21 protein-coding genes and 2 tRNA genes are annotated in these 22,357 nt (G+C 48.0%); 6 read left to right on the top strand and 17 right to left on the bottom strand.

What is annotated here, in order from left to right:
• The first annotated feature begins 335 nt into the window (after positions 1–335).
• The 4 genes from BMW71_RS14735 to BMW71_RS14720 all read left to right on the top strand — a co-directional run bounded on the left by BMW71_RS14735 (position 336) and on the right by BMW71_RS14720 (position 4,661).
• Positions 336–417 (top strand) — tRNA-Leu (locus BMW71_RS14735).
• A 65-nt stretch (positions 418–482) separates the two neighbouring features.
• Complete coding sequence (locus BMW71_RS14730; protein WP_092176090.1) at positions 483–1,376, top strand: aldose 1-epimerase family protein; 894 nt, start codon at positions 483–485, stop codon at positions 1,374–1,376.
• A 71-nt stretch (positions 1,377–1,447) separates the two neighbouring features.
• A complete protein-coding gene (locus tag BMW71_RS14725; RefSeq protein ID WP_092175517.1) occupies positions 1,448–3,361 on the top strand; it encodes an ABC-F family ATP-binding cassette domain-containing protein in 1,914 nt (637 codons plus the stop codon).
• Between the two features lie 22 nt (positions 3,362–3,383).
• On the top strand, positions 3,384–4,661 hold the full coding sequence (locus BMW71_RS14720; protein ID WP_092175515.1) for a type IX secretion system plug protein: 1,278 nt from the start codon (positions 3,384–3,386) through the stop codon (positions 4,659–4,661).
• Positions 4,662–4,707: 46 nt separating this feature from the next.
• Here the strand turns inward: BMW71_RS14720 and cas6 are convergent, their stop codons facing one another.
• The 5 genes from cas6 to BMW71_RS14695 all read right to left on the bottom strand — a co-directional run bounded on the left by cas6 (position 4,708) and on the right by BMW71_RS14695 (position 8,908).
• Positions 4,708–5,601: a CRISPR-associated endoribonuclease Cas6 gene (gene cas6 / locus BMW71_RS14715; protein ID WP_092175513.1), complete on the bottom strand. Its 894-nt coding sequence runs from the start codon at positions 5,599–5,601 to the stop codon at positions 4,708–4,710.
• Positions 5,602–5,711: 110 nt separating this feature from the next.
• Positions 5,712–6,809 carry a redox-regulated ATPase YchF gene (gene ychF, locus BMW71_RS14710; RefSeq protein WP_092175510.1) on the bottom strand — a complete coding sequence of 366 codons (1,098 nt, stop codon included), beginning with the start codon at positions 6,807–6,809 and terminating at the stop codon, positions 5,712–5,714.
• A gap of 5 nt (positions 6,810–6,814) precedes the next feature.
• Positions 6,815–7,906, bottom strand: coding sequence for an AI-2E family transporter (locus BMW71_RS14705; protein WP_092175508.1), 1,092 nt, complete (start codon positions 7,904–7,906; stop codon positions 6,815–6,817).
• A 128-nt stretch (positions 7,907–8,034) separates the two neighbouring features.
• On the bottom strand, positions 8,035–8,385 hold the full coding sequence (locus BMW71_RS14700; RefSeq protein ID WP_092176087.1) for a DUF3276 family protein: 351 nt from the start codon (positions 8,383–8,385) through the stop codon (positions 8,035–8,037).
• 175 nt (positions 8,386–8,560) lie between these two features.
• Positions 8,561–8,908: a 4Fe-4S binding protein gene (locus BMW71_RS14695; protein WP_092175505.1), complete on the bottom strand. Its 348-nt coding sequence runs from the start codon at positions 8,906–8,908 to the stop codon at positions 8,561–8,563.
• Between the two features lie 201 nt (positions 8,909–9,109).
• On the opposite strand from BMW71_RS14695, the gene BMW71_RS14690 reads away from it, so the two are divergent.
• On the top strand, positions 9,110–10,132 hold the full coding sequence (locus tag BMW71_RS14690; protein WP_092176085.1) for an acyl-CoA reductase: 1,023 nt from the start codon (positions 9,110–9,112) through the stop codon (positions 10,130–10,132).
• Between the two features lie 156 nt (positions 10,133–10,288).
• Positions 10,289–12,553: an aconitate hydratase gene (locus tag BMW71_RS14685; RefSeq protein ID WP_092175503.1), complete on the top strand. Its 2,265-nt coding sequence runs from the start codon at positions 10,289–10,291 to the stop codon at positions 12,551–12,553.
• Between the two features lie 710 nt (positions 12,554–13,263).
• Here the strand turns inward: BMW71_RS14685 and BMW71_RS14675 are convergent.
• The 12 genes from BMW71_RS14675 to BMW71_RS14620 all read right to left on the bottom strand — a co-directional run bounded on the left by BMW71_RS14675 (position 13,264) and on the right by BMW71_RS14620 (position 22,355).
• Entirely contained in the window at positions 13,264–13,728 is a 465-nt protein-coding gene (locus BMW71_RS14675; RefSeq protein ID WP_092175497.1) for an ExbD/TolR family protein, read from the bottom strand.
• 2 nt (positions 13,729–13,730) lie between these two features.
• The gene (locus BMW71_RS14670) at positions 13,731–14,369 is read right to left on the bottom strand and encodes an ExbD/TolR family protein (protein WP_092175495.1); all 639 of its coding nucleotides are present in this window, start codon (positions 14,367–14,369) and stop codon (positions 13,731–13,733) included.
• A gap of 2 nt (positions 14,370–14,371) precedes the next feature.
• Positions 14,372–14,701: a hypothetical protein gene (locus tag BMW71_RS14665; RefSeq protein ID WP_092175492.1), complete on the bottom strand. Its 330-nt coding sequence runs from the start codon at positions 14,699–14,701 to the stop codon at positions 14,372–14,374.
• A gap of 57 nt (positions 14,702–14,758) precedes the next feature.
• Entirely contained in the window at positions 14,759–15,577 is an 819-nt protein-coding gene (locus tag BMW71_RS14660; protein WP_092176082.1) for a MotA/TolQ/ExbB proton channel family protein, read from the bottom strand.
• A 301-nt stretch (positions 15,578–15,878) separates the two neighbouring features.
• Positions 15,879–15,966: transfer RNA gene (locus BMW71_RS14655), tRNA-Ser, on the bottom strand.
• Positions 15,967–16,134: 168 nt separating this feature from the next.
• The gene (locus tag BMW71_RS14650; protein ID WP_092175490.1) at positions 16,135–17,211 is read right to left on the bottom strand and encodes an asparaginase; all 1,077 of its coding nucleotides are present in this window, start codon (positions 17,209–17,211) and stop codon (positions 16,135–16,137) included.
• Positions 17,201–17,983: a TatD family hydrolase gene (locus BMW71_RS14645; RefSeq protein ID WP_092176080.1), complete on the bottom strand. Its 783-nt coding sequence runs from the start codon at positions 17,981–17,983 to the stop codon at positions 17,201–17,203. The genes BMW71_RS14650 and BMW71_RS14645 overlap by 11 nt, the downstream gene beginning before the upstream one ends.
• Entirely contained in the window at positions 17,980–18,972 is a 993-nt protein-coding gene (locus BMW71_RS14640) for a glycosyltransferase (RefSeq protein WP_143057637.1), read from the bottom strand. Before BMW71_RS14640 ends, BMW71_RS14645 begins: the two co-directional genes overlap by 4 nt.
• Positions 18,973–19,088: 116 nt before the next feature.
• Complete coding sequence (locus tag BMW71_RS14635) at positions 19,089–19,715, bottom strand: polysaccharide deacetylase family protein (RefSeq protein WP_092175485.1); 627 nt, start codon at positions 19,713–19,715, stop codon at positions 19,089–19,091.
• Entirely contained in the window at positions 19,702–20,934 is a 1,233-nt protein-coding gene (locus BMW71_RS14630) for a PP2C family protein-serine/threonine phosphatase (protein WP_092175482.1), read from the bottom strand. Before BMW71_RS14630 ends, BMW71_RS14635 begins: the two co-directional genes overlap by 14 nt.
• 1 nt (position 20,935) lies before the next feature.
• On the bottom strand, positions 20,936–21,187 hold the full coding sequence (locus BMW71_RS14625) for a hypothetical protein (protein ID WP_092175479.1): 252 nt from the start codon (positions 21,185–21,187) through the stop codon (positions 20,936–20,938).
• Between the two features lie 46 nt (positions 21,188–21,233).
• Positions 21,234–22,355 (bottom strand): glycosyltransferase, encoded by a 1,122-nt coding sequence (locus BMW71_RS14620; protein WP_143057636.1) that lies wholly within the window; start codon positions 22,353–22,355, stop codon positions 21,234–21,236.
• Positions 22,356–22,357 lie beyond the last annotated feature (2 nt).

Below are 22,357 nucleotides of genomic sequence, written 5' to 3'. Positions count from 1 at the left end.
TGTCTAATTTTTACCAAAATATCCGTAGCACCTTATAAATGAATCTTGGGATGCCTTCGAATGATTGAATCGATTCCAGTCTTCGGGAGCCTGTGGCCTTGTTTTTGGGATTGCCGGCATCGTGCCACAAACCCAGCGATAGTCCAGGGGAGTTTGGCCAAGCGAATCTCCGAATGAAAAGCGAAACCGGCAAAACCTGCGCAAACATCCGTTTTTCCCGATAGCGGGTGCAGGCATCCGGTGTTTTCGCTTCCTGGTATTTTTCAGGCCAAAATTTTGTCCGCTATTTTGTTTGCACAGGTAGTGATATCTTGCTACTTTTGCATCTCTATTTCGCGCACGTGGTGAAACTGGTAGACACGCCATCTTGAGGGGGTGGTGCCTTCGGGTGTGGAAGTTCGAATCTTCTCGTGCGCACCCCGACCTTTCCTTTTTGGGAAAGGTTTTTTTTTGAACAGAAATTTTCCGAATTTTCCTTCCGCATGAATGCTACGCAATCGTTTCAGTTGATAAAAGGCCCCATTGAAGCCCGTTTTTCTAGCCAGGGAGCCGAGTGCACCAGTCTCAGCGTTCGCGGGCTGGAATACCTCTGGCAAGCAAATCCGTCGATCTGGGGACGACATGCGCCGGTCTTGTTCCCGATTGTTGGACGTCTACGAAGCGACCAGTACAGCTACCAGGGAAAGAGCTATCCCCTCTCGCAACACGGTTTCGCCCGAGACCGGAACTTTTCCGTTTTGGAGCAATCTACCGACCGTCTGGTATTCACGCTCGAATCCGACGAACAAAGTCTATGCGTTTATCCCTTCGCCTTTGCGCTGCAAATTGCTTATGAACTGACCGAAACCGGCATGCACGTAACCTACCGTGTCCGCAACCCGGACCCGGAAGCGGACCTATGGTACAGCATCGGAGCCCACCCGGGCTTCAACTGCCCTCTTGAGCCAAAAATCGAATCATTGGAAGACTACCAACTGGATTTCGGGCAGCCAAACCTGTCCTCCCTCTCCCTATATACCCTTGAAAATGGGTTGATCGGAAGAAAAAAAGAGGCACTTTCGTTAAACGCGGGCAAATTGGACCTGCATTGGGAACTATTCCAAAACGACGCGTTGATTTTCGACGTGGGTCCGGTGACCTCCATTTCCGTCCGTAGCCGGAAGACGGGAAGAGGCTACGGCATGGAGTTTGCTGAGTTTTGCTGGCTGGGCCTATGGACCAAACAACGGAATGCGGGTTTTCTATGCCTGGAGCCCTGGAATGGGATTGCCGATGCCTGGGACCACGATGGCCAGCTTCAAAACAAGCGGGGCATGCAGTTGCTTTCTCCCGGAGGGGTACAGGAAGTGGGTTTTGGCCTGACGCTATTTGATTAAAATCACCCACCGGCAACATCCTTTTTCTGTATTGGCTGCCATATACCGCATAGATTTATTAATTTTGCGCCATGTTATCCATCAACAACCTATCGTATTACATTGGGGGACGTCCCCTGTATGAAAATGCCTCCCTGCACATCAAGCCCAAGGACAAAATCGGCCTGGTGGGCTTGAATGGCACGGGCAAGTCCACCCTGCTGAAAATCATCCATGGCGACCTTCAACCAAGCGGCGGCGAAATTCAAAAAGCCAAGGATTGCAGTATCGGCTTCTTAAATCAGGATCTGCTTTCGTATCAGTCCGAAGACAGCATTTTGGATGTGGCGCTGGAGGCGTTCAAAGAGACACTATCTTTGCAAGAGGAGATTGACCGGGTATTGAAACAGATGGAGACGGACTATTCGGATCAGATTCTACAAAAGTTGGCACACTTGCAGGACAGGTTTGAAGCCAACGAAGGCTACACCATCAAAGCAAAGGCAGAGGAAGTGTTGGAAGGGATTGGTTTTCAGACGAAAGACCTGGCGCGTCCCCTGCGGACCTTTTCCGGAGGCTGGAGAATGCGGGTCATGTTATCCAAACTGCTTTTGGAAAAACCTTCCCTACTCATGTTGGATGAACCGACCAACCACCTGGACCTTCCCTCCATTCAATGGGTAGAAAATTACCTAAAGGCCTATGAAGGCGCCGTAGTGGTCGTATCCCACGATCAAACCTTTTTAAATAACTGCACCGAAACCACCGTAGAAGTATCCCAGGGAAACCTCACCAGCTACGCCGGTAACTATGCTTTCTACAAAAAGGAAAAGGTAGCGCGGGAGGAGATCCAGCAAAATGCCTACGAAAACCAACAGCAAATGATCAAGCAAACGGAACGCTTTATAGAGCGCTTCCGTGCCAAGGCGACCAAATCCAATCAGGTACAATCCCGGGTTAAAGCATTGGACCGCCTGGATCGGGTTTCTGAGGTGGTTCGGGATGAGGTATCCGTCAATTTTAAGTTCAAATTCTCCCAAAAATCCGGCCGGGACGTGGTCGTATTGGACGGGGTTTCCAAATCCTTTGGCAGCCTTCAAATACTCGATAACGCCCATGCCCGCATCGAACGGGGAGATAAGATAGCACTTATCGGTGCCAATGGAAAAGGGAAGTCCACGCTGCTACGGATCATCGACGGTTCGGAGCCCATCGATGGCCGCAGGGAAGAGGGATACAATGTAATCAAATCCTTCTTTGCCCAGCACCAGTTGGAAGCGTTGGGCATTAACAACGAAATCCTCCAGGAACTTTCCCAGGCGGGTAGTAAAAAAACGGAGACAGAGCTCCGCAACGTATTGGGTTGCTTTCTCTTTACCAACGACGATGTATTTAAAAAAATAAAGGTACTCTCCGGTGGCGAAAAATCCCGGGTAGCCCTGGCCAAAACGCTGATCTCCGAGGCGAATTTCCTGTTGCTCGACGAACCCACCAATCACCTGGACATTCAATCCGTCAACATACTGATACAGGCCCTTCAACAGTACGAGGGGACCTTTGTCACGGTATCTCACGACCGGTTATTTATACAGGGCGTAGCCAATAAAATTTGGTACATCGAAGACCATAAAATCAAGGAATACCCGGGCAGCTACGACGAATACGTGTACTGGCGTTCGCAGCAGGCACCCAAAGAAGAAAAAGCAGCGGCTCCTCCTAAAAAAGATACCCGATCGGCAGGAAGTGATAGGGCACCAACCGATCCCGGGCAGAAAAAACGCATGCGGGAAAACGCGCTGGCATTGGAAAAACTGGAAGAAGAAATCACTGCCCTGGAAACGAAAAAATCGGCATTGGAAAATCTTATGGCCGATCCCACCGTTTACGAAAACGAGGCACGCATGCAGGAATTGCAGACGGACTACGCATCGCTCTTGAAGATAGAGGGCAGCCTGAACAAAAAATGGGAAAACCTGGCCGAAGAGATCGATAATCTGCAGGAATAATGCCGTACCAATCCCCCTTACCATGAAGCAGGTAGTATTGATGTTGCTGTTTATTTCCGGACTTGCTTTTGCATCGCCCTCGGCGAGTGCCCAGCAGGTATACGAAGACCAGGTAGTCGATCCAAACATTCATACCGTACAGCTGTATCCGGAAACAGGGGATTTTCAAGCGCAGATGACCGCTCCGGTAATCGCGCTAAACAGCGGACTTACCCTAACCTTGCAGTTCGACGATATTGCCTACGAAGCCGACCGGTATTCCGCCAAACTGATTCACTGCAATGCAGACTGGACGCAATCCGGCCTACGAGATCCTGATTTTCTGGAACAATACAACGAGTTTAATGTAAATTCCTACGAATACAGCATCAATACGCGGATTCCGTATATCCATTATACATTCCGGGTTCCCAGAGTCATCCGAAGCGGCAATTACGTCATTCAGGTATACCGGGGCAGGGACAAATCGGCCACACTGTTCACCAAACGATTTATGGTGTACGAAAACCAAGTGGCCATTGGAGCAGCGGTCGTCCCTACCAGCTTAAACGAAGACCGGTTGCAACGACAGCAGCTTGACGTCACGGTGAATTACGGTAACCGGGAATTAATAGACCCGTTGAACCAAACCCGGCTAGTGATTCGGCAAAACCAGCGCTGGGGCAATGCCATTAACGGATTGCCCTACACCCAAATCCGGGAAGATCGGAAGCAGTTGCAGTACCGCCTCTTCGACGGGAGTAATACCTTTCCTGCGGGCAACGAATTTCGTTTTGTTGATCTCCGCTACGTGCGCACCCGAGGAAGAAACATCGCGGCGATCACCATGGAAGAAGATGTGGTGTTTGCCGAAGCGGGCATGGATGAGTCCAGAAAAGGCCAGGGCTACCTCGAGTACCTGGATATCAACGGGCAATTTGGGGTATTCAATATCGAGCGGCAAAACCACGACCTGGAAAGCGAATACGTATTGCTTACGTTCAACCTAAAATCCGAAGAACTTGCGCGTCCACCGTACATATTGGGAGCCTTGAGCCAATGGGGAAACAAACCGGAGTCCAAAATGACCTACGATGCCAAAGGAGGCCGGTACCAGGCGTCGTTGTTTCTGAAACAAGGCTGGTACGACTACATATATGGGCTTCCGGGCGAGGAGGGCTGGGAAACGGAGCCTTTTGAAGGGAATCATTTTCAAACGGAAAACGAATACGAAATCTTTTTTTATTACCGCGACATGGGTTCTCGTTACGATGAATTAATCGGGTACAGTGTTGTAAACCCAAACAAAAGACGGCTTTAGGTGATGATTGAAACAAAAAAACCCGGATGACTCCGGGTTTTTTTGTTTAATCATCCGACGCCGATGATTCCTCTTTGTCATCGGTTGCCCGCTCGTCGTTTCGTCTGGGCTCATGGGATTGAGAACGGTAGGGGACAAAACCCTCTCGCTTGAATTTGTACGGCTCGGTTCGCTGGCTAGGCATGTTATTGGCCAAATCCAACATACCAAAACCCTTGTGGGTAAAGGCCCCCAGTCCACATTTGAACACAAAATCCTGCACTTCTTCGGCTGCATACAAAGTAAAGGGGAGGGTGTATCCTCTCACTTCGTATTTTACGTCCATGTCATACACCGAATAGATTCTGGCGAATTTCTTCTGTTGTTCACGCAGTTTGTTCACGTAATTCATGTCCGGCACAACCTGAAATTTGTAGAACGACTCCATCTGCTCCTGATTGTACCAGCCCGACTTTTCCATTCGGGTAAGCGTAGACTCGTAAAGCAAATCGGAAAACTCGTCCGTGTCCGGATTGATAAACCGTTTGCCGGATTCATCATCGAACGTGGGCGTTAATAACACCAGCGGCGAGATGCATACGAACTTGTTGGAAGTCTCCAACGGCGGCTCAATCTCTTTTTCTGTGTACTCCGGGGATAAAATAAGATTTCCCAACTCAATTTTCGGGGTTTTAAACACCTGCTCCAACAAATAGTCGATAAACGCTTCATCGGGAGCGGATACGACCAGGGTGACTAAGCTGGAATAGTAGTGCAACCCACTTCTACTCACTTTGGTCTGACCTTTGAGACCAGAAAAGTTGAAGTAATTGTAGTTAAAAAACGTTTCTTGTCCTCCCTTTACGATCAGACCTTTGAGAAACTGTGCCAGGATGTACTGGTGGTGGAAGGGTAAGTAAGCACCCTTGTTCTTTAAGGAAAATATTAATCTAATTCTCACGACATTAAAAATGAAAAGTTAAACAATAAGTTATTACAACATTACTACAGAATAAACTAATTTATGGGTAAATAAGTTGCAGCAAACATAACAATAATATTTCAATTTATTTATACATTGAATCGAAAATGCATAATATCTCCGTCACAAACTACATATTCCTTACCTTCAACTGCAATTTTCCCGTGTTCACGGCAAACCGCCTCCGTTTTATACTGTTCGTAGTCCTTTAGTTTGATTACTTCGGCTTTGATAAATCCCTTCTCAAAATCGGTATGAATCACACCCGCAGCAGCCGGAGCCTTCCATCCTTTTTTGATGGTCCAGGCCCGAACTTCCTGCACGCCCGCTGTAAAATAGGTGATCAAATTCAATAGCCTGTAGGCGGCGGCAATCAAGCGGTTGAGCCCACTTTCTTCCAACCCGTATTCAGCCAGAAACATGTTTTTCTCTTCTACATCTTCAAACTCCGCAATCTGTGCTTCCAGCGCCGCACAAAGCACGATCACGTCGGCATTTTCCAGGACGACTTCTTCCTTTAGTCGTTTTACGTGGGCATTCCCCTCCTGAATACTGCCTTCGTCCACATTCGCCACGTACAATACCGGCTTGATGGTCAATAAATGAATGTCCTGCAAGGCTTCAAGATCGTCTTCGTCCGCTTCTACCGCCCGAGCATTTTTCCCTGCCTTGAGTGCTTCCTTGTACTTTAGCAGGCTTTCCATCTGCTTTTTGGCCTTCGCTTCCCCGCTTTTGGCTATTTTTTCGATGCGAAGAATCTTCTTCTCCACCGATTCGAGGTCTTTCAGTTGCAATTCCGTATCAATGACTTCCTTGTCAAAAACCGGATCAACCGAACCCGCCACATGGACTACGTTGGGGTCTTCGAAGCACCTCACTACATGGATGATTGCGTCCACCTCCCGTATATTGGCCAAAAACTTATTACCCAGGCCCTCTCCCTTGCTAGCCCCCTTTACCAAACCTGCAATGTCCACGAATTCAATCACCGTCGGAATGACTTTTTGCGGATGAACCAAGTCTTCCAATACCTTCAGCCGGGTATCCGGAACCGTCACCACCCCTACATTGGGCTCGATGGTACAAAATGGAAAGTTTGCCGCTTCGGCTTTTGCGCTTGATAAGGCATTGAATAAAGTTGATTTCCCCACATTAGGCAGGCCAACAATCCCACATTTTAATCCCATGAACGTTAAATCTTATCTATTTTAAATATTCGGTATTCTTTGTATCCTTTGTAAAACTCCTGTATCGAAACCCTGAAAATGGTATACACAGGTATCGCAAAAATCATTCCGAGCACACCCGCAATTTTTGCACCGGCAAAGATAATAACAAAAATTTCAAGGGGATGTGCTTTTACAGATTTAGAAAAAATAAATGGCTGCAAGATGACATTATCGCTAAGCTGAACCACTGAAAAAACGGCTAAAACCTTAAATAGAAAAAAATACACCTCATTGGCCGCATTGAAATCTCCTGTAGACAGCCCCACTAAAACACCAAAGATTGTTCCCAGAAGCGGTCCGGCATAGGGAATCAAATTTGCTACCGCAGCAAACACCGCAATCGTCATCGCATAATCTACATTGGCAAGGGTCAGGCCTATAGAGGCAATGGAGAAAATCACCGACATTTGAATCAACAAACCCAGCAAGTAATTGGATAGCAAGCGCTCAACCTTGTGAAACGTCGCTACCGAAAGCTCGAAATACTTGTTGGGAATGAAATTGAGCAGGTTTCTTCGGAGAAGGCCGTTTTCCAGCAAAAGAAAAAAGGTAATAAATCCCACGGCCAGTATGCTGATAAAAAAGCTGCTGGTGGTGGAAATCACCTGGTTGATAAAACCCTGAATGTTTACCTCATTGAAACTATTGATCAGGTTTTCTTTGACCAATCCGATCAGGTAACCCGGCTCGTTGTTGATCAGGTTTAATTGGATCAGAATGCCCTCTAAATTGTCTATCGGCCGCTGTATCTGGTCGTATAGGTAATTGATGTCCAGGTCTTGTAGCAAGGCCACCTGGGAACGGAACAAGGGTATAAATAGCAACACCAAAAAAAAGACTACGGAAAGCACTGCCCCAAACGAAAGAACAATGGACAAAGCCCGGGGAATGTGCTGCCCCATCACGTACAGGTTGTTGATCTTGTTGGTGAGGGGGCGTAGTGCAGCCGCCAAAACAAGGGAAAAAACAAAATATAAGCTGATGTCTGAAAAATACCAACCCAATAAAAAGATGAGCGCCGTGAAAACGGTTGCCGTTAGGATTACTCGGAACATACACTAAATTTAGCAAAAAAAAACGAATTTCAGGATATTTTTGCCTGCATCAGGCAAGTAACCCCAAAATTCGTTTAGAGGCCCTTAACGGGTCCTGAAAACTACCCGAGAAAAAAGGCTCCCGGTCCTTATTCCCATTTCAAATCTTCTCCGAATTTATTGTTTTCGTTGTTTGTCTCCGTTGCTTCCGGCTCCACGTCAAATTGCGAAAAATCGAAATCTGCCATCAAATCGTTTTTCACATGATCTACCGCATCTTGAAGTGCCTCGACAAACTTGGCGAAATCTTCTTTGTACAAGAAAATTTTATGCTTTTCGTAGAAAAAATTATCGTCCTTGATTTTCCGCTTGCTCTCCGTGATGGTCAAATAATAATCGTTTGACCTGGTGGATTTCACATCAAAAAAATAGGTTCTCTTGCCGGCCTTTACCCTTTTGGTGAAAATCTCATCTCTGTCGTAATCCTTGTTATTTTCCACTATCCAAACATTTAATTTTTTTGTAAAAAACAATTTAATGCCAAGTTAAATCAATTCACTTGTTAAATTCAAATTATTGCCTCTTTTTTTTTCCAAAATTCGGGATAATATTCAAATTACCTGTTGGAAAAGACAATTTTATGACTACAAAAGATTGTTTTTTCTTGCTATTGCGCTATTCTCCATGGAGAAATTGCTTTTTGGCAAGCAACGCTTCTTCGGATTCTCTGTGGTCTGGATCATCCACGCAGCAGTCTACCGGGCATACTGCGGCACATTGTGGTTCCTCATGAAATCCGGTACATTCCGTACACTTTTCGGTCACGATATAGTAAAACTCGTCGGATACAGGCGCTTGTTTTTCGTCCCCACTGACCACGGATCCATCGTCAAGGGTTACTTCTTTTAACTCCGTACCTCCACCCCAGGTCCATTCAATACCGCCTTCGTAAATGGCTGTATTCGGGCACTCGGGCTCACATGCACCGCAGTTGATGCATTCGTCCGTTATCATTATTGCCATTGTTCTTCGATTTTGTTTGTTCGCAAAACTACTACCCAAAAGACAATCTCACAAGCAAAAAGATTCCCTTTTGTTCAAATTTAATTCGCCAACATTAATTGGTATGCTAACTACTTACTTTACTCTTTGTCGGGCTTTCGTTATCTTTGCCTGGCTTTCGAAAACGATTCCGCCGCCAAACCCAACCCCAATTCCGATCCCATGGATGTACGTCAACGACTGATAGCCCTTTCCTCCCTGCATGACCACCTTCAAAACCTGCCCACAGCGACGAAAGACACACTGTTTCAGCGGATGCAGAATCAAAATAGCTGGTTTACCCCAGAACAATCCAAGCATGCCCTCGAAGGGATTATTCGGTATCTATCACCCCAAAAAATTGCTGCGTGGGTAGATCGCTACCCGATGCTATCGGATCCCTCGTTTTCTCCAAAAACGATCGGTCTGATCATGGCTGGAAACATTCCGGGTGTTGGGTTTCACGACTTACTCTGCGTTTGGCTGACAGGTCACCTCGCATGGATCAAGTTAAGCTCTTCGGATCAGGTATTGATCCCCTGGCTGGTACAACAGACGGAAAAAATCGCCCCAGGGCTGGCTCAAGCCGTCCATTTTTCGGAGCAACTAAAGGGAATGGATGCCTACATAGCGACGGGGAGTGACAATTCGGCTCGTTATTTCGACTATTATTTCGGAAAATACCCTCATATCATTCGAAAAAACCGGACCTCCATTGCCCTACTGGATGGCAAGGAAAGCCAGGAAGACTGGAACCAACTTTCTGAAGACATTTTTCGCTATTTTGGACTTGGCTGTAGAAACGTATCCAAGGTGTTTTTTCGGGAGCCGGATCAGATACAAGCGTTCTTGAAAGGAATGGATCCTGCCAATCAGATCATCAACCACCACAAGTACCTGAACAACTACGAATACAATAAATCCAAATACCTGGTCAACCGAACGCCTCATTTGGACAATGGTCATTTACTTTTGGTCGAAAATGAGGCGCTTGTATCCCCGATCTCGGTAATCTACTACGAAATGTATGCCGGTGAGGCTGATCTTCGGTCCAGGATTGCCGCGCTGGAGGACAAAATACAATGTGTGGTGTCACGAAACGGTTGGTGGAAAGATAGCATTCCGTTCGGCACCGCACAGATCCCCAACCCTGACGACTTTGCAGATAAGGTAGATACGGTGCAATTTTTATTGGATCTGCGATAAGGCTTTCGAAATAGCTGGAGACTCCGGTTTGTTTTTTTAAAACCTGTATAAATTAACAGATTAAAGTGCTATTTTAGCCAATTAACAGGCGATTTTCGTATCTTTGCCGCTTCATTGAATTTTCTACAAATAAACTTTCGTATAACTTTATCATCCATGGTTTTTGATATAGACATGATCAAGTCGGTTTACGCAGCGTTCCCGAAGCGTATAGCCGCAGCCCGAAAAGCAGTGGGCAGGCCGCTCACCTTAACTGAAAAAATCCTTTACGCCCACTTATCCGAAGGAGAGGCAACGAAGGGATACGAGCGGGGAGGTTCCTACGTGGATTTTAAACCGGATCGGGTAGCCATGCAGGATGCGACCGCCCAAATGGCATTGCTTCAGTTCATGCAAGCCGGCAGATCCCAGGTGGCGGTCCCTTCTACTGTTCACTGCGATCACTTGATACAGGCAGAGGTAGGGGCTACCAAAGACCTGGCCAAGGCAAAAGATAAAAACCGGGAAGTATACGATTTTTTATCCTCGGTATCGAATAAATATGGATTGGGTTTCTGGAAGCCAGGGGCAGGTATCATTCACCAGGTGGTGTTGGAAAACTATGCCTTCCCGGGCGGAATGATGATTGGAACCGATTCCCATACACCCAACGCCGGTGGTCTGGGAATGGTCGCTATAGGCGTAGGTGGAGCCGACGCCTGCGATGTCATGGCAGGACTTCCCTGGGAACTCAAATTCCCCAAACTGATTGGCGTAAAATTGACCGGTAAGCTTTCTGGCTGGACCGCTGCCAAGGACGTCATTCTTAAAGTGGCCGGTATACTCACCGTAAAAGGTGGTACGGGATGCATCGTGGAGTATTTCGGTGAGGGGGCTCGCTCGTTATCAGCTACGGGCAAAGGCACCATTTGCAACATGGGAGCTGAAATCGGAGCTACCACCTCCATTTTTGGCTACGACGAAAAATCCGAAGCCTACCTGAGAGGAACCGATCGGTCTGAAATAGCGGATCTCGCCAATGAAATCAGCGAACACCTCACCGGAGACGATGAAGTATATGCTTCTCCAGGGGAATATTTTGACGAGATCATTGAAATTAACCTGTCCGAACTCGAACCACACATCAACGGTCCGTTTACCCCGGACCTCGCGTGGCCTCTATCCAAGTTTGCTGCGGCCGTTCGCGAAAATAACTGGCCGCAAAAACTGGAAGTCGGACTGATCGGGTCCTGTACCAACTCCTCTTACGAAGACATATCACGGGCCGCATCCCTTGCCCAACAAGCAGTCGATAAAAAACTGAAAGCAAAATCCGAATACACCATCACTCCCGGGTCAGAACAGGTCAGGTATACGGTGGAACGGGATGGCTTTTTAGGGGTATTTGAAAATATGGGCGGAGTGGTCCTCGCAAACGCATGCGGCCCTTGCATTGGCCAATGGGCCAGACACGGCGCCGAAAAGCAGGAAAAAAATTCTATCATTACCTCTTTTAACCGCAATTTTGCCAAAAGAGCAGACGGTAACCCCAACACGCATTCTTTTGTCGCCTCTCCGGAAATAGTTACGGCTATGGCTATCGCCGGTGATCTTACCTTTAACCCCCAAACCGATACCCTTACCAACGAGGAAGGCAAGCAGGTAAAGCTGGAAGAACCTGCCGGTCTGGAATTGCCAACCAAAGGGTTTGCGGTGGAAGACGCCGGATACCAGGCGCCTGCCGCCGACGGATCTTCGGTAGAAGTTAAGGTAGCACCGGACTCCGATCGGCTACAATTACTCGAGCCTTTTCTTCCATGGGAGGGAACGGATTTGAAAGGCTTAAAACTACTGATCAAGGCAAAAGGAAAATGTACCACCGACCATATTTCCATGGCTGGTCCCTGGCTTCGTTTTCGTGGGCACCTGGACAATATTTCAAACAACCTGCTCATCGGTGCAGTCAATTTCTTCACCGAAGAAACCAATAAGGTGAAAAACCAACTTGACGGAACCTACGGAGAAGTACCGGCAGTTCAACGGCAGTACAAGCTGCATAACATCGGTTCTATAGTGGTAGGAGACGAAAATTACGGCGAAGGATCCTCACGCGAACACGCGGCCATGGAACCCCGATTTTTGGGCGTACGGGCCATTTTGGTCAAGTCTTTTGCCCGTATCCACGAAACCAACCTCAAAAAACAGGGCATGCTGGCCCTCACCTTTGATAATCCGGCCGATTACGACCTGGTACAGGAAGACGATTCGATCGATATTGTAGGCTTGGATAGCTTTTCTCCTGGAAAAGCACTGACTGTGGTCCTACACCATAGCGATGGAAGCACGAATGAAATCAAGGTCAATCATACGTACAACGAAGGGCAAATCAAATGGTTTCAGGCAGGATCTGCCTTAAATCTGGTAAAAGAAAACGCCATCTAGTATCCGATACCTGCTAGCACTTCTAAAGGCCATGAATCCACGTTCATGGCCTTTGTTTTTTTAAGTAAATGTCAGAAGTTTTCACTTGCAGCCTAACCGCCTTGACTACCTCCTGGATTCGCTGAGTTCACGTCGCCAATTCCAGTTGAATCGCCCCCTTGGTTCAAAGCAGCCTGAAAGCCAGTACACCCACCGGGTCCAGTAGCCATTAGGCAGCACGAAATTTGCTACATAATACCGGTAGGCGGCCGGAAAAAGCAGCCATTCGACCCCTTTACCCCACTGGTAACACATCAGCCAAAAAGACTGGTTATCCACCCCGGCCTGCCACGGGTCGATCCGTTACAAGAAAATAGAGGTAGACGTACACGCCGATCGAATTGGCTTATTTCACAACTTTAACTAGCGGTTCATTCCCTCCCGCACCAAGGCAGGCAGTAAGGATTATTCTTTCCTAGTTGCCTCTGCGATCATCGTTAGCGAGTATCTCTGCACACCGGCTGTGTTGGATGGTTGGGCACACGCATGTACCCTGCCTCAAACAGTTGTAAATTAATACTTCCCTTTAAATCGGTGTGAAAAACGAGCATCCGGGTAAAAAACGGTCTCACCACGAACCGCCCAATGGGGTGCGGGGAAGCCGTGAGCAAAAAAAAAGCTGCCCATGGGACAGCTCTCAATTTTTAGTAATGACGATGAAATTCGCTGGACTAGTTATTTTCCACCTTTCCAACGGAAGCATACATCAGCTTTCGTGCATCTGCTTCCCTTAATTCAAACTGTATATCACTGATAGGTCCCATTTTCACGTCTCTATCCGCTTTCAGCGAAATCGTGATCTGATCCCGTTCGGCTTCCGATAGGTTATCTTTTTCCTGATTCACCCACAGGATGATGTCAGAAGTGTTGATCAATACATCGTTGGCCTGAATTCGAGGCTCCGATCCATACAGGGAGGTGTTCTTGGGCTTTCCAATGTACAGGTAGGAGATCAAGGTCTTTTTCTGCAATTTCTGCAGCTGCGTAGCCTGCGGAATTTTTTGCTCCACCAGGATTTCCTGCTCCCGCAAAACCGTCGTCACCATGAAGAAGAACAACAACATGAAGATAATATCCGGTAGTGCTGAAGTAGGAATATTGGTGTCAGCTTTGGTTTTCTTTTTAAACTTCGACATAATTAGCTTCCTATTTTATCAGGTTCAGCAATCGAGATGGCCATTGGAATACGGTCTTTTCCACGATCGATCAATTCTTTTTCGGCCGCAGTTTGCCCCGACAGTGCCCGGTACTGCTCTGCAGTCAGTCCTACCCGCTCTCCGTAGATCTCGAAATAGGCCTTTTTCACCAAATCCAAAACTTCCAGATAGGTCTCATAACTAGTACCTCTATTGGTCTTGATGGAAATTACTGCACCACCGGTCATGGGATGGTCGGAAGATTCCGGACTTTGCTCTGCCAAGCCTCTCAATGAAGGAGGTAACTCATTAAACAAGGCCACCGCATCTTCGTCCGGGTTACCAAAGTTCAATACAAAACTTTTGATTTCTTCGGACAAACCATCGGTGTTATTTCTGAATTCACCTTCGATCAACAAGTCATCGTTTGCATTGATCAGAATGTTAAATATATTCCGTTCGTTTAGCTCCACCTCTGGTGGTGGCTGATTGGGATCCTGCTTGGGAGGAAGGATATTAAGAATACCCTTATCCGAAGCGATTGTTGTGGTTACGAGAAAGAAGATAAGAAGCAAGAAGGCGATGTCCGCCATCGACCCTGCATTTACCTCCTGACTCATTCTACCTCTCTTGCTAGCCATAATTACTTGATTAATTTATTAAGTTCGGTAATTACGATGCCCACGATGGCCAGAATGAATAGGGCATATACGGTAAGCAATACCCCTCCTACCATCTTGGCACCTTCTGGAGAAATATTAAATGGGTCTGCCATGTACTTGGCAGCCACATCTCCACTTGCGGAGGAATAGGCTATCCCAAACACTGCACCGATGATAACCACCCCGGCGACCGTCTTTAACAGACTTTTTGGGTCTCCGAGAGACTGGATCAATGGCATTAGGATTGCAAAAATCGCTCCAACGATGATCAGCAAGTACCCTGCATATAAAAATATATCAGTAGTATCCATTTTATCTAAATATCTTGAGTGAATAAATCATTTAAAGGTACACAAAAAAGACCAGGATTACCTGGTCAATTTGTGTTTCACCAAAATGTCTACTAAGCTGATGGAAGCGTCTTCCATATCGTTTACGATAGAGTCAATTTTTGCCACGCAGTAGTTGTAAAATAACTGTAGGATAATCGCTACGATCAAACCGGCTACTGTTGTTAAAAGGGCGATTTTGATACCACCTGCCACGAGAGACGGAGAGATATCACCTGCTGCCTCGATGGAGTCAAAGGCACCAATCATACCAATTACCGTACCCATGAAACCAAGCATTGGTGCAAGGGAGATAAACAGGGAGATCCAAACCAGGCCTTTTTCTAGCCTACCCATTTCTACGGATCCGTACGCAATGATGGATTTTTCCACCATGTCAATACCTTCCGAATAGCGCATCAACCCTTGAGTAAAGATGGAAGCAACGGGGCCTCTGGTACCTTTAGTCACGTCTTTGGCGGCTTCAATTCCACCCTCTTCTAACGCACTTTCAACTTTGGCCAACAATTTCTTGGTATTGGTCGTTGAAAGGTTAAGCGTGATGATTCGTTCCAGTGCCACAGCCAAACCCAATATCAAACACAACAAAACGGGCGTCATGTACGTGGGATCTCCTTCAATAAACTTGTCTTTGATCACTTGATGAAAGGATTGCTCTTCAGCAACGATGTCATCATCGGTCATCACCGGCGTGGGATCAGGAGCAGGCGTTGGAGCTGGAGCAGCAGCCTCTTCGGTGGTGTCAGCTTCTGTTTCTTCTGTTTCTTCTTGTGCTTTTGTGATCATCGGAGAAAATAAAATCCCGAAAAGCATGAACAAAGCGATTAACTTTTTCATAATGTAGTTTTTAATAGACATTTAAAGGTTGAACGGTTTCTGAATTCGAATTAAGTTTTTAAAGTTATAATTTTTTCGGTTCATTTTGCAAATGATTCCATTATAATTTCTAAGAAAACCCTTTCTGTGGGTAACAGATTGTACCCAATTTCAAGTTATTTTAAATAAAAGGATTGTTTCAACCCAATTATACCAGTGGATATACTCCAGTTTGGATGGCGCCCCTCTACCGGCGTAACTTACTATATGAGGCAGGTTTCAAAGAACTGGAAACGCTTGTTTCCGAACCAGGTGATTCATGTAGAGAGGAAGGGATTCGAACCCTCGATACCCTTTAGGGGTATACACGCTTTCCAGGCGTGCTCCTTCGACCGCTCGGACACCTCTCTGTTTATTCTGGTGAATTTCAGCTTTGTTGAAGCGACAAATAAAATTATAAAATTCAGCCCATGCAAATAATTGCCTCGTTTATTATGTAAAAATAACACGCCTCAAACGGAATTTTTCTGGCAATGAAAGCTAGAAGATTGACGATCAAACCATTGATTCGAGCCCTGTCAATGGCTCAAAACAGACATCTCTCCAGCCAGCGGCGTCATCATCTTGCGTTTAATTTCGGTTTCGTCACTTTCGTTGGCCAGTACAAACATCATCTTGGTAATCGCAGCCTCTGTGGTAATGTCCCCTCCACTCAAAACCCCGACGCGTTTGAGGTCGGTACTGGTCTGGTAACGGCCCTGAATCACCCGCCCTCCGTTGCACTGCGAGACATTGAATACCAGCAAGCCCCTGTCTACCGCCTCCTCCATGGTATGGATAAACCAGTCCTCGCTCGGGCTGTTGCCGGAGCCGTAAGTCTCCAGCACAATGCCTTTCAATCCTTCGATTTGAAGGCAGTGTTGGATGACGTTTTTTGTGATCCCGGGAAAAAGTTTCAACACCATGACGCGATTATCCAGCCTGTTTAGGTATTTGAGCTTTTTCCCCTCTTCATAGGGACGGATCGAGGCATAATTGTAGTCGATCACAATGCCGGATTCTGCCAGAGGTGGGTAATTTTCTGACTCAAAAGCATCAAAATGGACGCTTTGCACTTTCTTCGCCCGGTTTCCCCGAAGAAGCATGTGGTTGAAAAAGATGCAAACCTCTGGTACAATCGGTTTTCCATTGGCTTTCGAAATCGCGATTTCCAGGGAGGTCATCAGGTTTTCCCGGGCATCCGAGCGCATCGCGCTTATGGGCAGTTGTGCCCCCGTAAAAATCACCGGTTTGTTGAGCCCGGAAAGCATGTAGCTGAGCATGGACGCACTGTAAGCCATGGTATCCGTGCCGTGCAGCACCACGAAACCATCGTAGGTATCGTAATTCTCGTAAATGATGTAGGCCATGTCCACCCAGTGTTGCAGGTTGATGTTGGACGAATCAATGGGTTCCGGAAACGAAATGACCGTAATGCTGATGTTCAGGTTGTTTAGGTTGGGGATTTTTTCCAAAATTTTCCCAAAATTAAAGGGCACCAGCGAACCCTGTTCGTCGTAGGCCATTCCCAGCGTACCTCCCGTATAGATGATGAGGACCGCATATTCGATCTCAGTTCGGGCGGCAGTATTTAAACGAACGATTTTATAATTCATCGAAAGGCTGTTTAAAAACGGTCAACGCGTTTTTACTCGTCACGGCGGCTACTTCCTCCACCGAGGTTTGAACAAAGCCGGCCATTTTTTCGGCGATGTGTGGGATGTATTCCGGTGAATTCCGCTTTCCCCGGAAAGGAACTGGAGCCAGGTAGGGACTGTCGGTTTCCAACACCAACCGATCCAGACCCAGGGCAGCCACTACTTCTCCCAACCCACTGTTTTTGTAGGTGAGCGTTCCCCCGATGCCCAGATAAAACCCCATGGCAATAATTTGCTTTGCCTGAGAGAGATCTCCGGAAAAACAATGAAAAATGCCAGACAGTCCATCGACCTGCTCGGATTGCAGCAAGGCAATGGTTTCATCCAAGGAATTACGGCAATGCAATACCAGCGGAAGGCTTTTGTCTTTCGCCCATCGAATATGCCTGCGCAACGATTCCTGCTGTTGCGCAAAATACGTCTTGTCCCAATACAAGTCGATGCCCGTCTCTCCTACGGCCACAAACGGGTGCCGGCCCCACCATTCCTCCATAGTGTCTAACTTTTGTTCGAAATCTGCTCCTACGTCACAGGGATGCAAGCCGAGCATAGGAAAGCAAACCTCTTCAAAATCCGCCGCTATCTGCAGCATCCCCGGAATGGACTCCAGGTCAATATTAGGCATAAAGAATTTCGCCACACCCCGTTCCCGGGCCGTCCGGATCACTTCGTACCGATCGGAATCAAATTTCTTGCTGTAAAGATGGGCGTGTGTCTCGATAAATTTCATGCGTACTTGCGGTTTTTCCATTGGATGGCTCCGGGCCAAAAGTAATACAATACGGTGGCCCAGCTTACGATCCAGTTATAAATTTCAAAGCTTAGTAAATCCAGAAATCTTGTTTTCGTTTCCGTTTTTGCAGCAAATGTGCGGATAAAAAGGGATTGAGCCAAAATTTTAATGGCCCAACTGATCCCTGTCAGTAACGGTACGTAATACAAGGCGACAGCCAGTGCCAGGTAGAACCCTACCTGCAAGCCCAATAGCCATTGCCAATACCAGGGCAAAAGGAATGCACCACGCATCCAACGTTTTCGCTGCTTCATCAACCGGGCAAATCCCGGTTCGGGCAGGGTCCTCACCAGCGCGGCTCTATTTACCAGTTGAATGGGTCGAAATCCCATCCCGTACATGGCTCTGGCCAGGGCGAGATCTTCCGTCACAACTTCCTTGAAGGGGAAAAATCCGCCCACTTTCCTGTAGGGGCCTTCCCCCACTGCCATGTTATTCCCCATGGCTGTTAGGGTAAATCCCCAATCTGCGACCACTTTTACTTTTCCCAGGGTAAGCCACCAGTCCAGGGACTGCATGCGTGCAAACCAGGAGTTTCCGGAAATCGTCGTTATCCCGGTCACTAAACCGAATTCCTGAAGATAGGTTTTCGCCATGCATTTTGCCCAGCCTGCCGGAACCCGGCAATCCGCGTCGGTAAAGAGCAACAATTCCCCCTCTTTTACCTGCCCGGCCATCAGGGCCATGGCAAGGGCTTTGCCGTTTTCTCCAGCTACCGGCGGACGGTCCAGCGGTATCAACTGCCGGTTTTTTCCCTGACTCACCCAGTTGGCCAGGATGGCACCCGTCTCATCACTGCTGTGGTCATCCGCCACTAGGAATCGAATCTTCTCGGCGGGGTACTGCAGCGCGTCTAGCGCACGAAGGCAGTCGGGCAAATTTTCTGCTTCATTTCGACAGGGAAGAAAAATGCAAACGTTTGGCATAGCGGCGGTCGGGTCCGCTTGGGAGTACCCGCGAAAAAATCGTTTCAGTCGGAACCAAAGTACCAGGTATTGGAGCGTAACCAGGGACAGTATGAGTAGCGCCACCTGCTGCACGGCTACAGTAGTTGGGTGGTGTAGCCAGTGGCGGATAAATAGTCCAGGTATCCGTGCAGCATGCTTTTGAGAAAGTGTCGGGATTTTTGCTGATCGTGAAACAAGACAATGGAGCCGTTTCTGGTTGTTTCCTGCAATTTACGCAGCGCGCGTTTGGGAGACATGCCGGGTACAAAATCCCATGAAATCAGATCCCACAAGACGATTTCATACGCTTCTTTAATCGCCCTTTTTTGCTTGCAACGGATGCTCCCGTAAGGCGGCCGAAACAAGGTGGGACGTGTACCGGTCTCGGCACGGATGACTTCTCCACACCTTTCTACGTCCTGCAGGTATCCCGCAACACTTGTTTTTGCACCTCGAAGGTGGTGAAAAGTATGGTTGCCGATGCCGTGTCCTGCTTGCCATACCTGCCGGGCCAGGGAACCGGACCGGCTTACGTTATCTCCCACCATGAAAAAGGTCGCCTTCATCCGGTGTTGGTCCAGGGCTTCCAGCACAAAATCGGTCACTCCATCTACCGGCCCATCGTCAAACGTCAAAAAAACATTCCGTTGATCCCGGTCCCGGTGCCAGGTAAAGTCGGTAAAAACCTGCTGCGCTATGTCTGGTACTTTAAAGGGGCGCATCTCCGTTGAATTGAAGGCTAAGCAACGTAAGGTCATCCCGTCGCGGCACTCCCTCAGAAAAGGCGTCCAGTTCTGTAAAGAAGCCTAAATGAAAGTGTTCGGGAGTCGCACAGGGGTTGGCGCGGATGTACTGCAAAAAGCTTTCCTCGCCATACTCTTGTTCCCTGGGATTTAGTGTTTCGGTCAAGCCATCCGTATACAGGTGTATGATAAAGCCGTGCAGGTCGTTACGTTGGCCCTGTTCCAAAAACGGTAGGGATTCGAAGGCTCCCAGAATGGTGGTACCTGCCTCCAGCACTTCCATCTGCTGCCCCTGCTCGGTGCAAAGGACGGGGGGATTGTGCCCGGCATTGACGTAGCGCAGCCTGCCATCCGAATACCGGTAATGTCCCAGGAAGAAGGTAATGAACCGTTCTCCGTTGGTGTTTTCAAATATGGTGGAATTTAGCTGTTCGACGATGGTCACCAAATCCGAACCACTTCGCAACAAGGTTCGCAAGGCAGCCTGAAAGTTTGACATCAGCAGCGAAGCGGGCATTCCCTTGCCGGAAACATCTGCTACACAAAAATAAACATCATTTTTGGTGGGCTGAACCAGGTCGTAGTAATCGCCTCCCACCGTACTGTGGGGAAAATAGGTCACCTTTGCCTTTAGTCGGTGATTGGATGGCAAGCTTGCCGGAAAAAGCATGCGCTGCACACTGCTGGCGATTTCCATTTCCTTGCGCAAGCGTTCCTGCTCGAGTTGCTTTCGGGCAAAGCGTTTGTTTTCCAATGCCACAACCAGGATGTTGGTAAGCGCTTGGGTAAAGTCCAGGTCCAACCCTTTTTCTTTGTCCTTGGTATTCAAGAACAGGATTGCCAGCATTTTTTCTTTGTGGTAGACGGGTACGTATATATTTACCTCCGAGAAAGAGTATTCCTGAGAAAGGCTCACGCTGAGTTTACCCAGGTCTTTGTTTTCCTCCACATCCGCTTTTGCAATATGTTCCGGTAACTTTCCTTTTACCTGGTGGGAGATCCTGCGTTCAAAAAACTGCTCCTGCTCGTTGAACACATAAAGTAACAACGACTTGATGTTGAGGTGCACGAGACAGGTGAATTTAAAAATGTTGAGCAATACATTCTCCGTCTTATTTTCGTTGATGGCCTGGGTGATTTCCAACAAGGCCTTTAATTCCAATTCTTTTCGTTGGTACTTTAACGTCTCTGTGGTCATGTCAGCGGGTATTGTGTCTCAAAAGCCCTTGTTTGCTGGCCAGGTAATACAGCTCGTTGCCGTTTTCTTTCAACGCAGGCGGGGTAAATATTTCTTCCTCAGGACCCGAATAGCATTTAATCCATGCTTTTTGCAGCAGCAAATCCAAGGTAACTAACAGCCGCTCGTCCTCCCAACCCAATTTATTTTTAAGGTAGTCGTACGATTGTAGGAAATACAATTCGTCGAGCAGGTCAAATTCGTCGTCGGTCATTTTTTGTACCCATTGGTTAGGTGGAATGACAAAAATAAGGGTTTGATTAGTTTTTCCTTCCTTTCCAGGTATATTTTCCTGAAATCGCCCGCGGAACGGTCCGGACCACAAGCAAGGGGTATAACCAACCGGCTAGAAACAGGTCCAGGTTGTTCACCGGCTTTCCGAAATGCCGTAGAAACCGACCCAAGGTTCGTTTTTCCAGAAAGAATTTCAGCGCGCAATAAAGCAGGACCCAGCCAAGAAAGGTCCAATGCAGCAATGGAAGCAGCAGGACGGCCAACTGACACAGACTGACAAGTGCAAAAAAGCCCGCCGAAGCGGCATGCCCCCAGCTCCGGTGAGCATTCCATTTACTGGCCCATCGACTACGTTGGGCAATCCAAGCCTCCACCCCCGGTAGGTGCCGGGTTGTTACCAGCGATTCCGGTCCGGCACTATACCGCAAGGCAGGAGCGCCGAATGCGGCAAGTATTTTTTTCATCAGAAACTCGTCGTCCCCCGATAACAGGTGTTCGTTTCCCTCGTAGCCAGAAACATGGTAGAAAGCTGCCCGGCGAAAAGCCAGATTGGCAGCGCTGCACATCAACGGGTTTCCCCGGAAGAACGACACAGCCGTCATCAGTCCAATGCTCGCCCATTCGATGGGCTGAAACCTGCCAAAGACCCCCGGACCGGCGCTGGCGATTACCGGGCCTGCCACCAACTGCACCTCCGGCTGCTCAAAGGAAGCCAGCATGGACCGGACCCAGGTAGAAGGGACCTGCACGTCGGCATCGGTGGTCAGGATGAGGGCTGTGGTACTGTGTTCGATTCCCGTACGCAACGCGGCTTTTTTTCCAATTCCTTCGCTAGTCATGCACCGCCAATGTGCCAAATCCCTCTCGCTGATAAAGGCGTTTACCAGGGCTTCTCCCCCATCCTCGCTTTGGTCATTGATGAAAATAACCGGCAAGCCATGGGGAAGCTGCCGGGCGAGTTGCGGCAGTAATTGAGCCAGATTTGGCGCTTCGTTTCGGAAAGGAACCAGAACCGTGCAGTCGGGCACCGGATTTTCAGCCGCTGAGGCCGGCACCGGCAATTGATCCCAGGTGATGGCAAGAAAAACCAGGCCCAGCAGGTACGCAGCGAGGACGAAAATGCAAACGGCAGCGATAAGTAAACCCATGT

It is taken from the genome of Cyclobacterium xiamenense (assembly GCF_900109255.1).
Lineage (GTDB): Bacteria > Bacteroidota > Bacteroidia > Cytophagales > Cyclobacteriaceae > Cyclobacterium > Cyclobacterium xiamenense.
Note: the sequence above shows the minus strand (reverse complement) of the source record. Positions and strands in the feature narration are given on the sequence as shown.

What these genes read in the sequence shown, in the direction of transcription:
- BMW71_RS14720 (WP_092175515.1), top strand. Translation starts at nt 3,384, where the DNA reads ATGAAGCAGGTAGTATTGATGTTGCTGTTTATTTCCGGACTTGCTTTT.
- BMW71_RS14670 (WP_092175495.1), bottom strand. Translation starts at nt 14,369, where the DNA reads ATGGCTAGCAAGAGAGGTAGAATGAGTCAGGAGGTAAATGCAGGGTCG.
- BMW71_RS14730 (WP_092176090.1), top strand. Translation starts at nt 483, where the DNA reads ATGAATGCTACGCAATCGTTTCAGTTGATAAAAGGCCCCATTGAAGCC.
- BMW71_RS14685 (WP_092175503.1), top strand. Translation starts at nt 10,289, where the DNA reads ATGGTTTTTGATATAGACATGATCAAGTCGGTTTACGCAGCGTTCCCG.
- ychF (WP_092175510.1), bottom strand. Translation starts at nt 6,809, where the DNA reads ATGGGATTAAAATGTGGGATTGTTGGCCTGCCTAATGTGGGGAAATCA.
- BMW71_RS14690 (WP_092176085.1), top strand. Translation starts at nt 9,110, where the DNA reads ATGGATGTACGTCAACGACTGATAGCCCTTTCCTCCCTGCATGACCAC.
- BMW71_RS14650 (WP_092175490.1), bottom strand. Translation starts at nt 17,211, where the DNA reads ATGAATTATAAAATCGTTCGTTTAAATACTGCCGCCCGAACTGAGATC.
- BMW71_RS14645 (WP_092176080.1), bottom strand. Translation starts at nt 17,983, where the DNA reads ATGAAATTTATCGAGACACACGCCCATCTTTACAGCAAGAAATTTGAT.
- BMW71_RS14660 (WP_092176082.1), bottom strand. Translation starts at nt 15,577, where the DNA reads ATGAAAAAGTTAATCGCTTTGTTCATGCTTTTCGGGATTTTATTTTCT.
- BMW71_RS14620 (WP_143057636.1), bottom strand. Translation starts at nt 22,355, where the DNA reads ATGGGTTTACTTATCGCTGCCGTTTGCATTTTCGTCCTCGCTGCGTAC.
- BMW71_RS14665 (WP_092175492.1), bottom strand. Translation starts at nt 14,701, where the DNA reads ATGGATACTACTGATATATTTTTATATGCAGGGTACTTGCTGATCATC.
- BMW71_RS14725 (WP_092175517.1), top strand. Translation starts at nt 1,448, where the DNA reads ATGTTATCCATCAACAACCTATCGTATTACATTGGGGGACGTCCCCTG.
- BMW71_RS14705 (WP_092175508.1), bottom strand. Translation starts at nt 7,906, where the DNA reads ATGTTCCGAGTAATCCTAACGGCAACCGTTTTCACGGCGCTCATCTTT.
- BMW71_RS14635 (WP_092175485.1), bottom strand. Translation starts at nt 19,715, where the DNA reads ATGCGCCCCTTTAAAGTACCAGACATAGCGCAGCAGGTTTTTACCGAC.
- BMW71_RS14695 (WP_092175505.1), bottom strand. Translation starts at nt 8,908, where the DNA reads ATGGCAATAATGATAACGGACGAATGCATCAACTGCGGTGCATGTGAG.
- BMW71_RS14640 (WP_143057637.1), bottom strand. Translation starts at nt 18,972, where the DNA reads ATGCCAAACGTTTGCATTTTTCTTCCCTGTCGAAATGAAGCAGAAAAT.
- BMW71_RS14675 (WP_092175497.1), bottom strand. Translation starts at nt 13,728, where the DNA reads ATGTCGAAGTTTAAAAAGAAAACCAAAGCTGACACCAATATTCCTACT.
- BMW71_RS14630 (WP_092175482.1), bottom strand. Translation starts at nt 20,934, where the DNA reads ATGACCACAGAGACGTTAAAGTACCAACGAAAAGAATTGGAATTAAAG.
- BMW71_RS14625 (WP_092175479.1), bottom strand. Translation starts at nt 21,187, where the DNA reads ATGACCGACGACGAATTTGACCTGCTCGACGAATTGTATTTCCTACAA.